Origin of the sequence: Synechococcus sp. CB0101 (assembly GCF_000179235.2) — a bacterium.
Classification (GTDB): Bacteria; Cyanobacteriota; Cyanobacteriia; order PCC-6307; family Cyanobiaceae; genus Vulcanococcus.
This window is the reverse complement of sequence record NZ_CP039373.1, coordinates 602021-613553: the sequence shown is the minus strand read 5'-3', so window position 1 is coordinate 613553 and position 11533 is coordinate 602021. Positions and strand designations below refer to the sequence as shown.

Sequence of the window (11533 nt, the reverse complement as noted above, 5' to 3'; positions counted from 1 at the left end):
AGGGATCTGAGGGTTTGCAGGTGCTACGTTCCGGCTCAGGTGCGTCGATCCTTCACGCCATGCGCGATGCCATCACCGGTCTGATCGGTCGGTACGACCAGCTGGGCCGCTACTTCGATCGCGATGCAGTTGATCGCATTGCCACCTACTTCTCTCAGGCGCAACTGCGTTTGGCCGCTGTTGAGTTGATCAATCGCGAAGCCGCTGAAATCGTGCGTGAGGCCAGCCAGCGCCTGTGGCAGTCGGATCCGGAACTGCTGCTGCCTGGCGGCAACGCCTACACCACCCGTCGCTGGGCTGCCTGCCTGCGCGACATGGATTACTTCCTGCGCTACGCCAGCTACGCCCTCGTGGCCGACGACAGCACGATCCTCAACGAGCGAGTGCTGAATGGTCTCGATGACACCTATAAGAGCCTTGGCGTGCCCACAGGTCCCACGGTTCGCAGCATTGCGCTGATGGCAGATGTGGTGTGTGAGCTTTTGCTGGATGCCGGCGTAGCAACGGCTGAACAGCTTTCCGCCGTTGTGCGGGCACCGTTTGAGCATCTCTGCCGCGGCCTCGCTGATAACAACGTTCGCGCCCGCTGATCTCGCCTCTGCGACTGCGTAGGCTCCCACCACAGACCAGCAACCGGCCTTGGCAACCTCCACTCCTCCTGTGTCCGATCGGCATCGTCTGAACCTTGGTCCGATCGCCACACCGGATCGGTTGCTCCTGGGTCCTGGCCCCTCCAATGCCCACCCCACGGTGCTGCAGGCCCTGAGCCGCACACCGATCGGTCACCTCGATCCGCTCTACGTGGCGTTGATGAGCGAGGTGCAGGAGCTGTTGCGCTACGTCTGGCAGACGGATAACCGCCTCACCCTGCCGATGAGCGGTACGGGTTCGGCGGCGATGGAAGCCACCCTCGCCAACATGGTGGAGCCCGGCGACACCGTGCTGGTGGCCGTTAAGGGCTATTTCGGCTTGCGCCTGCAGGACATGGCCGGCCGTTACCGCGCCGATGTGCGCACGATCGAGAAGCCCTGGGGTGAGGCCTTCAGCCTCGAGGAGATCGAAGCCGGTCTGAAGGAGCACCGCCCCAAGATCCTGGCGATGGTGCATGCCGAAACGTCCACCGGTGTGCGGCAGCCGATGGAAGGCATTGGTGATCTCTGCCGCCAGTACGACTGCCTGCTGCTGCTCGACACCGTCACCTCCCTCGGTGCTGTGCCGCTCTTCCTGGATGACTGGAAGGTGGACCTGGCCTACAGCTGCAGCCAGAAGGGCCTCAGCTGCCCTCCGGGCCTCGGCCCCTTCACCATGGGACCCCGCGCCGAAGAAAAGCTGGCGGCCCGCAGCGGCAAGGTGCCCAACTGGTACCTGGATGTGAGCCTGCTCAACCAGTACTGGGGCAGTGATCGGGTGTATCACCACACCGCTCCGGTGAACATGAACTTCGGCATGCGTGAGGCCCTGCGCCTGATCGCCGAGGAGGGTCTCGACAACGTGTGGGAGCGCCACCGTCGCAATGCGGAGCGTCTGTGGTCCGGTCTTGAAGCGCTTGGTCTGCAATGCCACGTTCCGGCCGAGCTGCGCTTGCCCACCCTCACCACCGTTCGCATCCCCGAGGGTGTGGATGGCAAGGCCTTCACGCTGCACCTGCTCAACAAGCACGGCATTGAAGTCGGCGGCGGTCTCGGCGCTCTGGCCGGCAAGGTCTGGCGTATCGGCCTGATGGGCTACAACAGCCGCGAGGAAAACGTCGACCTGTTGCTCAACCTCCTGGAGCAGGAGCTGCCGGCGTTCCGGAGCGCTGCTCCCGCTGTTGCCGCCGCCGCTGCTTGAACCAGCGTTCCAGCTGAGTCGCACAGCGCTCGGCCTCCACGCCGCCCACCACCAGCATCGAGTGGTGGGCGCTGGGGCTTGTGCTGAGATCGAGCACACCTCCCAAACCGCCGCGCTTGGGGTCGTGGGCTCCAAACACAACCTGGCCGACTCGCGCTTGCACCAGAGCCCCGGCGCACATCGGGCAGGGTTCGAGGGTGACCAACAGGGTGCAGTCGTTGAAGCGCCAGTCGCCCCGCAGGCGCGCAGCTTGCTGCAGCGCCATCAGCTCGGCATGGCCCAATGGCTGTTGATCCCGCTCGCGCCGGTTGCTTCCCCAGCCAACGGCTCGGCCTTGGGCATCGAGCACAACGGCAGCCACTGGGATTTCTCCTTCGCAGCCCACGGCCTCAGCGCGCCGCAGCAGCCGCTGCATCCAGAGGATGTGCTCCGCCGGCTCCAGATCCATCGCTTCTGCTTTGAGCACAATGCCAGCGCCTGATCCCATCCCGCCATTGGGGAGAATGGGAGAACCCTGTGGCGCCGCCTTGGCTCCAGCCCCTCAGCACGAGCCTGCGGCCCCTGCATCTCTGCCGCTGTTCCCCGATCCGGCGCAGCTGGATCCGGCTTTGAGCGCCTTTCTTCAGCAGGCCGGTGATCAGTTGTGCCGCTGGTGGGCCGATTCGAGCACCCGTTCGCCGCTTCCCCTGCTGAGTGTGCTGCCGGAGGCAGCACCCGGCCCCACCGGCCTCGATCCCATCGCCCTGCTGGACGACCTGCAGCTGGTGATGGATGGAGCTTTCAATCCCGTGCACCCGGGATCGATGGCCCACCTGGATCCACCGCCGCTCACCGCTTCGGTGGCAGCGGATCTGATCTGCGCAGGCCTCAACAACAACCTCTTGGCTGAGGAGCTCTCCCCCAGCCTCTCGCGCCTGGAACGCAGCTTGTGTGCCTGGATGGCGGAGCGGTTGGGCCTGGGTGATCAGGCCGGCGGCGTGGCCGCGAGTGGCGGCAGCTTGAGCAATCTCATGGCGCTGGTGGTGGCGCGCCATCAGCGCGGGCTGGTGGGGGTGCCGGAAGCGCTGGTGTTCTGCAGCGCCGATGCCCATGTTTCGATCGCGAAGGCCCTGGCGGTGATGGGCCTACCTGCCACCGCCCTGCGGCCGGTGCCGGTGGATGGACACGGTGGTTTGCAGGTGGATGATCTGGCCGCTCAACTGGATGGTGCTGCCGCCGCTGGTGTGCCGGTGCTGGCCGTGGTGGCCACGGCCGGCACCACCGTGCGTGGCGCCATTGATCCCTTGGCCGCCATCGCAGCGCTCTGCCGTCAGCGCCAGATCTGGCTGCATGTGGATGGTGCGATTGGTGCTGTGTTCGGCCTGAGTGCTGCTCACGCTCATCTCATCGATGGCCTCAGCAACGCCGATTCGCTCACCGTGAATCCGCAGAAGTTGCTCGGGATCACCAAAACCTCCTCGCTGCTGCTGCTGCGCCAACCCGATGCTTTGGCGGCCTGCTTTGCCACCGGTCTCCCCTACATGGAACCCAGTTGGGCCGATGCCCATGGCGGTGAATGTGGCTTGCAGGGCACCCGCCCAGCGGAGGTGCTCAAGCTCTGGCTTGGCCTGCGTCAGCTGGGGCTGAGTGGCATTGCCCAGCTCCTCGATGGAGCCCTGCAGCGCCGTTCCCAGTTACAAGCGCTGCTGGCCGGCTTACCGCTGGAGCACTGCAGCGGTCCATTGCATCTCCTGGCCTTTACCCCCGAAGGCCTCGCTCCCGCGCAGGCAGAGCAGTGGTCGCTGCAGACCCGCCACCACTTGCTTGAACGCCAGCTGATGCTGTCGCGCCCGCTGTATCAAGGTCGCCACCACCTCAAGGCCGTGCTGGGCAATCCCCACACCGGTGCAGCCCAGCTGGAAGCGGTGGCTGAGGTGGTGGCTGCCTCAGTTCACGCTTCTGTGCCCCTTCGCTGATTCGCCCTGTATGACTGCTCCCCAGACCCGCGGCCGCTGGGTGGCCATCATCACGGGCGCCATTTCGATCCTGATCGCGGCGGCCTATCTGGTGCTGATCACGGTGCTGGATTCCCGCGGTCCGCTGTTGCCGCCTCCTCCTGAAGCCATGGGTTTGGCGGTTAGCTCCGCTCCTGCGGCCTCGGTGGCAGCTGTTCCCGCTTCTGCTGACGCTGCAACGGCTCCACCACTCGATTAAACGCAGCACTCAAAAAGGCTTTGAGCGCGGAATCGCGGCTGTTGAGGTCGTATTGCCGCTGCACCACCTCCTGCATGCCGCCATCACCCCAATCCTGGTCCTGCTGGAAGTAGGTGATGAAACTGCGACCCGCGACGCGGGTGAGCCAGCCGGCGCCCACCGCCTGCACAGCAAGGCTGAGCAGCAGGGCCGGCACATTCAGGCTCAGGGCTGCACTGATCAGGCCCATGCCTCCTTTGATCACGCCGAGGCTGGCCAGGGTTCGTCCCACCGACACCGCCAGTTCCTGTGCGGAAGCGCGGCTCAGGCTCACGCCGTGGATGCGCCCGATTTCCATCACCATCTGGGCATTCACCGCCGCTGCTCCCAGCAGATCCACACCGGGCAAGGGGGTGGCAGCGATCACCCCGGCGCTGATCCAGCTGTAGCGATCCACCACCGCTTCTGCATCCTGCTGACGCTGGTCGTTGAGCAGCCTCCGGCCCGCCGCGCTCAAACGCCGGCTTTGCATCAGGATGTTGTCGGCGATGAGCTCCTCGCCATCGCTGTGCAGCACGTGGGCGATGCGCCGCAGAAGGGCATCGAGCTCGGGTGCTGGTTGCAGCGGTTTTCCGCCTGGCATCGGCACCGATTGCGGGGCGGCACTGGCGGCAAGTACGTCGTCGGCTTCAATCCGGCCCTGACAGCGGCGGCGCAGCAGGGCCAAGAGACGGCGCTCTTCCTCGCTGCCCCGTAGGTCGCACTTGTTGAGCACCAGCAGCAATCGCTTACCCAGCTGCGCCAGGGCGGTGAACACCTCCTGTTCGGCGGCGCGTAGGTCGCCATCCACCACCAGCAGCAGCAAATCCGCTTCGGCCGCCTGCTTGCGGGCCAGTTGTTCGCGTCGCTGACCAGCATCACCGGCCTCGAGGATGCCGGGCGTGTCCACCAGTCGGATGCCACGGCTGAGGTTGTTCAAGCGCAGCCGATAGCTCACGCAGGCATCGGTGGAGCCCATGGCGGCTCCCACCTGTCCCACCACATCCTTGAGCAGGGCACGGATCAGCGAGGTTTTGCCAGCGGAGCCGGTGCCAAACACCACCACCACCAGGTCGCCTCGCTCTAGTTCGGCGGCCACCCGGGCGCGTTCCTGCTGCAGGGCTTCCCGCTGCACGGCATCGCGAATGCGCTCCAGCAGTTGATCCACCGCCTGCAGCTGCTGCTGGGCGGCTTCCTGCCGGTTGCTCGGTGGTGCTGGGGGTGCGCCTTCAGGGCGGTTGTTGCCCAAACGATTGCGGCGCCAGCCCTCCAGCCATGGCCAGGCCACCCGCGCCATCACCAGCGCGCCGCCGCCAAACAGCAGCAGCATGAACGGGCCCACCAGCCAGGCCGGCAGCAGATAGCTCAGCTGCCAGACCAGGTTGTTGATGGCCTGCAGCACAGCGGTGATCACCACCAGCACCAGCAGGCCGCCGCCGAGCCAGAGCCAAAGCCGTGCAGGGGGTTTCACAGGGGCTGGGCCTCAGCGCAGGGTGATGCCGCGTTCGAGGCTGCCTCGACCGGCTGAGCGGATGATCTCGCCCCAGAGCTCTGCCGCCAAGGCACTGCTGGCTCCGGTGGGGCTGTTGTCGTCGTTGCCGAGCCAGATGCCCATCACCCAGTGCCGGCTTGGTTCGTAGCCAATGAAGAGCAGATCGCGGCCGTTGTTGGTGGTGCCGGTCTTGCCGCCTTCCTCTCCACCAACCCTGGCGCTGCGGCCGGTGCCGGATCGAATCACCTCCCGCAGCATCGCCTGCATCTGGCGTGCCTGGGCCTCGCTCAACACGCGCCGCCCCGGACGCAAGCGTTGTGCCTGGCTGGAGCTGTTGCGCTGCTGTTCCCCATCCGTGAGTTGGCGGATCGTGGTGGGGGGATGCCAGACGCCCTGATTGGCCACGGCGGCGTAGGCGCCGGTGAGCTCCACCAGGCGCACCTCGGCTTGGCCAAGGGCCAGACCTGGTACGGACTCCAGTGGGGTGGTGATGCCAAGCCGGCGGGCGATGTCGACCACGCGATCCAGCCCGACACGCCGGCCCAGGCGCAGAGCGGCGGTGTTGCTGGAGCTGGCCAGCGCCTGCTGGAGGCTGAGGCTGCCGCCGCAGCTGCTGGCGAAGATCTGGCCGCCCCATTCGAGCGGGCTGCAGCTCACCCGATCGCTGGGCTGCAGCCCCAGCTCCAGGGCGGCGAGGTAGGGAAACAGCTTGAACGTGCTGCCCGGTTGGCGCAGCGCCATGCTGGCTCGGTTGTATTGGCTCTGGCTGTAATCGCGTCCGCCGGCGATCGCCAGGATGCCGCCGTTGCGCTGATCGATCACCACCACGGCGCCTTGCTGCGGACCCACCTTGGAGCGCAGGAGGCCGCTGAGCCGCCGCTCCACCACCTGTTGCAGCAGCGGATCCAGGTAGGTGCTCACCAGGAAGTTGCCTTCTGAAGCCACATCGGCTCCGAGCAGGGCTTCGAGATCTCGTTTCACCTGATCGGTGTAGAAGGGCATCGGCTGAGCCGCTTGCTTGGTCGCTGAACCGCAGGCCTGCGGGGCCAGTTGCAGCGGTTGCCGCCTGGCACGCCTGGCCCGTTCCGCGCTCAGCCGCCCCGCCTCCACCATCTTCAGCAGCACCCGGTTGCGGGAACTAAGGGCCGCTTCTGGATTGCTGCAGGGATCAAAACCGTTGGGTGAGGGCAACAGGCCCACCAGCAGTGCTGCCTCTTCAAGGCTGAGGGCAGCGGCAGGGCGCGCGAAGTAATGGCGGGCGGCATCGTCAAAGCCCCAGCCCACCCCCAGGTACACCCGGTTGAGGTAGGCAAGCAGCACATCCCGTTTGCTGTGAAGCGCCTCCAGTTGCAGGGCCACCAGCAGCTCTCGCCACTTCCGGCCAAGGGTTTCGCCGCGGCCCACCTGTTCGGGATGCAGGCTGCGTGCCAACTGCTGGGTGAGGGTGCTGCCCCCCTCCAACACTCTTCCCCCGCTGAGGTTGGTGAGCAAGGCGCGAGCGGTGCCGATCGGGTCGATGCCGGGATGCCACCAGAACCGGTTGTCTTCGCTGGCCAGCAAGGCGCTGATCAGCTCCGCCGGATAGCCGCTCAGGCTGCGTTGCTCCTGGTGTTGGCTCGACTCCGCCGCGATCAGTGGGCGATTCGCGCCATCAAACAGAAGCAGGGGCCCCCGGCTCGCGCCGAGCCCCGCAGCCACGGGCACCTGCAACCGGCCCAAGCCCCACAGGGCCACACCGCCCAGCGCCAGCAGGGCAAGGGCTGCACTTCCCCAGTGGCGCAGCAGGCTCAAGGGCCGTTGGCTGGGCTGTTGAAACCGTAGTTCGGCCGTTGCACCGGCCTCGCCTGGAGCGAGCTGGATGCGATCGCCATCGCGAAGCAGCAATTGCTGAATGCGCCGGCCCCGCCACCACAGGCCATTGGTCGACTGCAGATCGCTCAGCAGCCACTGCCCTCCAATGCATTCGAGCAGGGCGTGCTGCTGGCTCACCCCGACCGCTGGCAGGCAGATCTCCGCCCCTGGATCACGACCGATGCGGTAGGCGCCTGGCTGCAACAGCTTGCGCTGCTCGCCATCAGCGCCGTTGCTCCAGCTCAGTTCAGCGGGCCGGGCGGTCATGACGCCCATCCTGCCGGCGCAGCAGATCGATCAGCAGACACACCACCGCCAGGTTGATCGCGGTGTCCGCCAGGTTGAACACCGGGAACTGAATGGGCACAAACTCCAGAAAATCCACCACGCTGCCCAGGCGCATGCGATCGAGCCCATTGCCGATCGCCCCACCCAAGAGCAAGCCCAGGCCCAGGCTCTGCCAACGGCTGAGGGGGCCGCTCGTTTGGATCCACCACACCAGCCCCACGGCCACTGCGGCACTCACCAGGCCCAGACCGAAGGCGTTGCCCTCCAGCATGCTGAAGGCGGCGCCGGTGTTGAACACCAGCCGCTGCTGAAGCAGGCCCGGCAGGAGCGGCGCCACGCCGCGGCCGCTGAGGTGCTGCAGAGCCCAGAGCTTGCTGAGCTGATCGCTCACCACCACCACCAGGGCGGTGAGATACACCGGCCGGATCATGACTCGAGCAGCAGCACACGCCGCAGCCCGAGGGCCAACAGCGCCACGGCACAACACAACAGCAGCTGGGGGATCAACGGGCCAAAGCTGTAGCTGATCAACAGCTGCGGCAGGGCTCCATTCCAGCGCCCCACCAGACCGCCCAGGAGCAGGTTCGCCAGGCCACACAGTTGCAACACCAGCAGGCCGAGCATGGAGGCAGCGGTCAGGCTGAGCAGGTTGTCCATCCCGCCCTGCTTGGCCAAGCGACCGGTGAGCCATGCCGCCGGTAAAAAGCCGGCGATGTAGCCGAAGCCCGGGTCGAGGAGATAGGTGACCCCACCGCCAGCCTGAAAAACAGGCAGTTGAAACAGGCCGAGGCTGATGTAAGCCACCCCCGCCAACATGGCCGAGCGGGCCCCACACACCAGGGCCGTGAGCAGCAAGGCCGGCACCTGCAGGGTGATCGGCAAGGCGATCAGGCTGAAACCGTTGGGGCCGAAGCTGGGGAGGGCCGCCTGCACCAAGCTCCCGCACACGATCAGCAACAGTCCGGCGAGGGCACCGCTCCAATTGGTGAGGGCTCGCACGGGTTGCCAGTCGCTGGCCACCATCCTGCAGGAGAGTGGTGGCCTTGCAAGCGTTTGTGTCGTCATGACGGATCCCGCCTCGCCGGCGCTGCCCTTTTCAGTTGGGAGCCGCGTTCGTTTGCGGGAACTGCCCTCTTTCCTGAAGAGTGCCGATCCGATGCCGATGTTGCGCCCACCCGATCTGGTCGATGCCCAGGAGGAGGGCGAGGTGGTGGGCTTGCGGGCCCTGGAGCAACTGGCCGTGCGTTTCCGCCGGGGCACGTTTCTGTTGGAAGCCCGGCAACTCGAGCCTGTCAGCGACTGATCTGCTCGGTCTCCCCTCAGCCGCCGAGGCTGTGGCTTTGCCACACAGCCTCGGCTTGGGTGATGGCAGCGCGCGGTCCGCACAGGCTCAGGCTCGGTGCGGTGAGCAGTTCACGGGCGGCCTGGAGGAGATGGTCGGTGGTGAGCTCAGCCGCTTCCTCCAGGCAGCGATCGGCGAAGTTGAAGGGCAGGCCGTGGCCCAGCACCAGGGCATGGCGATCGGCCAGCTGACTGCTGGTCTGGCGGCCGAGGGCCTCTTGGCCTCGGAATTTGGCCAGGGCGAGCTGCAGGTCATCCGCTGTGATCGCTTGGTCCAGGAGGCGTTGCCACTCGGCCAGCAGTTCCCGGGTGGCTTGGGCGGCGCGGTCGCTGCTGGTGGAGAGGTGGAACACGAAGGGGGCATCCCCCAAGCGGGCTGGGTAATGAACCCCCACGTCGTAGGCGAGGCCGTGTTCTTCGCGAAGCGCCACGAACAGGCGGCTCGACATGCCAACCCCCAGATGACAGTGCAGCAGCCGCAACGCCAGCGCATGGGGTGCTCCCAGGGCGGTGGTGCTCGCACCGAGCATCAGCACCAGTTGTTCGGTGTCGTCTTCACTGCAGGCCAGCTGCGCTTGTTTCAGCCCCCTGGGGCCCGCCAGGCGCTGGGGAGCCACACAGGGCCAGGCTTCGCCATCAAGACCAGCCAGGAGTAGGTCCTGCGCCTGGGGCGGCAGTTCGCCGGTGAGCACCAGCACCGCTCCGGCCTGGCCGTAGGCGCCGGCCAGCGCGTCGAGCTGGGATCGATCGATCGCTTGCAGGTCCGCCTCCACGCCCAGGGCGTCATGGCCGTAGGGACCTTCGCCGTAGAGCAGGCGGCGCAGTTGGTCGTGGGCGAGCTGGAAGGGATCCTCCTTTTGGCGTTGGAGGGTCTGGAGATTGAGTTGGCGCTCCAGGTTGATCTGGTCTTCCACCAGCCAGGGCCGCCGCACCATCAGCAGCAAGAGCGGCAGCAAGGCTTCCGCATCACTGCTGGCGCACTTGAGGCTCAACAGGGTGCCGTCTTCAGCGGCTTCACAGCGCAGGCCGGCGCCGCATCCTTCCACCAGATCGGCGAGGGCATCGCCGCTGAGCTCACCGCAACCACGGCTCAGCACTCCCGCCAGCAGCTGCGCTGCGCCGCGCTGACCGCTGGGGTCTGCGCTGCTGCCGCCACGCATCCACAACTTGGCGGAGAGGATCCCGGCCCCTGGCCGCTGCAATAACCACACCGGGCATCCGCCCGGCAGCTCCAGCTGTTGCACCGCTTCTTGGCTCATGCCGGCACCGCCTGCAGGCAGAAGGCCCGATCGGGGTGCAGCAGCGGAATCACCTCTCGGCTCAAGCGTTCGGTGCTCCAGCCCTCCAGCCACTCCAACGGTCGCTGCAGGTTGTGGCGGCGTCCCCAGAGCTGGCTGTTGCCCACCATCGCCGCCACCGAACCAGCCACCTCCAGGCTGAAGCGGTAGCCATTCCCCACCAGCCGCTTGGCCCGCTGCAGCTCCGCTTCGCTGGGGGACTGCTCCATCAACTCGAGCAACACCTGGCGCACCTGCTGCTCCACCGCCGCCAACTGCTCCGGTTCACACACCGCCTCCAGTAGCACCAGACAGCCCGACTCGAGCACATTCAGATCCAGGTCGATGCTCTCCACCAGCCGCAGGCGCTCCCGCAGCTGCTCCACCAGGCGGCTGCGGCGCCCTTCCGCCAGCAGCGTGGTGATCAGGTCACCGCCCATCACGCTGTCTTGATCGGCGGCACCGGGGAGTTGCCAGGCCATCAGCAGCCGAGCTGCTTCCAGGCGCGCCAACTCCATCCGGTGGCGTCCCGGCTGTAACTGCAGCTTGGGAACGGTGCTGAGTTGCTCTGCTGGTGCCAGAGCGGCCAGCGGCGATTGCTGCAATGGCGCATCCAGCTGCAGCCCCGCCAGGGGGCCAGCCACCGAGAGGCAGCAGCGATCGGCGCGGTAGTGGCGCTGGTGAAAGGCGGCCATCGCTTCGGGGGTGTGGCCCTCGAGGGCTTCGCGTCGGCCCAGGATCGGCAGGCCATAGGCGTGATCACCACAGGCTTGGCGCAGTAGCTCCTGGAATGCCACCTCTTCCGGTTGGTCTTCGCTCTGGGCCAGCTCCTCGAGCACCACCTGGCGCTCCATGGCGAAGTCGTCCGCATCCAGCCGGGGCTGCAGCACCAGATCGAGCAGCAATTCCAGGGCTTGCGGTGCTGCGGCCGGGGGGATCAGCACGTGGTAATGCACGTCGTCGAATCCGGTGGCGGCATTGCTGTTGCCTCCGAGGGCTTCCACCTTCAGATCAAATTCGCCGGCGTCGAGGTGCTGGCTGCCCTTGAACACCATGTGTTCGAGAAAGTGCGCCAAGCCCGATTCATCCTTGGTTTCCCAGGCGCTGCCGGCGCGGCACCACAGATCCAGGCACACCACGGGCGCCTGCGGCAGCTCGATTTGCACCAGGCTCACGCCGTTGTCGAGTTGGTGGCGCCGCGGGTCCGGCAGGGGCGGGGTCGAGGGACCGGGCAACGCGGGCA

General features: G+C 66.6%; 12 protein-coding genes. 5 read left to right on the top strand and 7 right to left on the bottom strand.

Annotated elements, in window-relative coordinates:
* Positions 1–59 precede the first annotated feature (59 nt).
* Positions 60–590: an allophycocyanin subunit beta-18 gene (locus tag CB0101_RS03355; RefSeq protein ID WP_010308083.1), complete on the top strand. Its 531-nt coding sequence runs from the start codon at positions 60–62 to the stop codon at positions 588–590.
* Between the two features lie 49 nt (positions 591–639).
* Complete coding sequence (locus tag CB0101_RS03350; protein ID WP_043717440.1) at positions 640–1830, top strand: alanine--glyoxylate aminotransferase family protein; 1191 nt, start codon at positions 640–642, stop codon at positions 1828–1830.
* On the opposite strand, the gene CB0101_RS03345 is transcribed toward CB0101_RS03350, so the two are convergent.
* Positions 1760–2317: a nucleoside deaminase gene (locus CB0101_RS03345; RefSeq protein ID WP_371413616.1), complete on the bottom strand. Its 558-nt coding sequence runs from the start codon at positions 2315–2317 to the stop codon at positions 1760–1762. The genes CB0101_RS03350 and CB0101_RS03345 overlap by 71 nt on opposite strands.
* Before the next feature lie 16 nt (positions 2318–2333).
* On the opposite strand from CB0101_RS03345, the gene CB0101_RS03340 reads away from it, so the two are divergent.
* Together CB0101_RS03340 and CB0101_RS03335 are read left to right on the top strand one after the other, a co-directional pair.
* Positions 2334–3785 carry an aminotransferase class V-fold PLP-dependent enzyme gene (locus CB0101_RS03340; protein WP_010308093.1) on the top strand — a complete coding sequence of 484 codons (1452 nt, stop codon included), beginning with the start codon at positions 2334–2336 and terminating at the stop codon, positions 3783–3785.
* A gap of 10 nt (positions 3786–3795) precedes the next feature.
* Positions 3796–4023, top strand: coding sequence for a hypothetical protein (locus CB0101_RS03335; RefSeq protein ID WP_083798580.1), 228 nt, complete (start codon positions 3796–3798; stop codon positions 4021–4023).
* Here the strand turns inward: CB0101_RS03335 and CB0101_RS03330 are convergent.
* The 4 genes from CB0101_RS03330 to CB0101_RS03315 are packed head-to-tail and all read right to left on the bottom strand — an operon-like array spanning position 3947 to position 8695.
* Positions 3947–5512 carry a YcjF family protein gene (locus CB0101_RS03330; RefSeq protein ID WP_010308099.1) on the bottom strand — a complete coding sequence of 522 codons (1566 nt, stop codon included), beginning with the start codon at positions 5510–5512 and terminating at the stop codon, positions 3947–3949. The genes CB0101_RS03335 and CB0101_RS03330 overlap by 77 nt on opposite strands.
* Before the next feature lie 12 nt (positions 5513–5524).
* Complete coding sequence (locus tag CB0101_RS03325) at positions 5525–7651, bottom strand: transglycosylase domain-containing protein (protein ID WP_010308103.1); 2127 nt, start codon at positions 7649–7651, stop codon at positions 5525–5527.
* Entirely contained in the window at positions 7632–8102 is a 471-nt protein-coding gene (gene lspA, locus CB0101_RS03320) for a signal peptidase II (RefSeq protein WP_010308107.1), read from the bottom strand. Before lspA ends, CB0101_RS03325 begins: the two co-directional genes overlap by 20 nt.
* Complete coding sequence (locus CB0101_RS03315; RefSeq protein ID WP_010308110.1) at positions 8099–8695, bottom strand: biotin transporter BioY; 597 nt, start codon at positions 8693–8695, stop codon at positions 8099–8101. Before CB0101_RS03315 ends, lspA begins: the two co-directional genes overlap by 4 nt.
* Positions 8696–8735: 40 nt before the next feature.
* Here CB0101_RS03315 and CB0101_RS03310 point away from each other — a divergent pair, with 40 nt between their 5' ends.
* Complete coding sequence (locus CB0101_RS03310) at positions 8736–8975, top strand: NAD(P)H dehydrogenase assembly family protein (RefSeq protein ID WP_029552934.1); 240 nt, start codon at positions 8736–8738, stop codon at positions 8973–8975.
* Positions 8976–8991: 16 nt separating this feature from the next.
* Here CB0101_RS03310 and CB0101_RS03305 read toward each other — a convergent pair whose 3' ends face one another.
* Together CB0101_RS03305 and CB0101_RS03300 are read right to left on the bottom strand one after the other, a co-directional pair.
* A complete protein-coding gene (locus tag CB0101_RS03305) occupies positions 8992–10272 on the bottom strand; it encodes a pitrilysin family protein (protein ID WP_010308118.1) in 1281 nt (426 codons plus the stop codon).
* On the bottom strand, positions 10269–11525 hold the full coding sequence (locus CB0101_RS03300; protein ID WP_029552935.1) for a pitrilysin family protein: 1257 nt from the start codon (positions 11523–11525) through the stop codon (positions 10269–10271). The genes CB0101_RS03305 and CB0101_RS03300 overlap by 4 nt, the downstream gene beginning before the upstream one ends.
* Between the last annotated feature and the right edge of the window lie 8 nt (positions 11526–11533).

Excerpts from the sequence above, each read along its gene's own strand:
- CB0101_RS03355 (WP_010308083.1), top strand. The coding sequence starts at position 60 with ATGCGCGATGCCATCACCGGTCTGATCGGTCGGTACGACCAGCTGGGC.
- CB0101_RS03345 (WP_371413616.1), bottom strand. The coding sequence starts at position 2,317 with ATGGGATCAGGCGCTGGCATTGTGCTCAAAGCAGAAGCGATGGATCTG.
- CB0101_RS03340 (WP_010308093.1), top strand. The coding sequence starts at position 2,334 with ATGGGAGAACCCTGTGGCGCCGCCTTGGCTCCAGCCCCTCAGCACGAG.
- CB0101_RS03335 (WP_083798580.1), top strand. The coding sequence starts at position 3,796 with ATGACTGCTCCCCAGACCCGCGGCCGCTGGGTGGCCATCATCACGGGC.
- CB0101_RS03325 (WP_010308103.1), bottom strand. The coding sequence starts at position 7,651 with ATGACCGCCCGGCCCGCTGAACTGAGCTGGAGCAACGGCGCTGATGGC.
- lspA (WP_010308107.1), bottom strand. The coding sequence starts at position 8,102 with ATGATCCGGCCGGTGTATCTCACCGCCCTGGTGGTGGTGGTGAGCGAT.
- CB0101_RS03315 (WP_010308110.1), bottom strand. The coding sequence starts at position 8,695 with ATGGTGGCCAGCGACTGGCAACCCGTGCGAGCCCTCACCAATTGGAGC.
- CB0101_RS03310 (WP_029552934.1), top strand. The coding sequence starts at position 8,736 with ATGACGGATCCCGCCTCGCCGGCGCTGCCCTTTTCAGTTGGGAGCCGC.
- CB0101_RS03305 (WP_010308118.1), bottom strand. The coding sequence starts at position 10,272 with ATGAGCCAAGAAGCGGTGCAACAGCTGGAGCTGCCGGGCGGATGCCCG.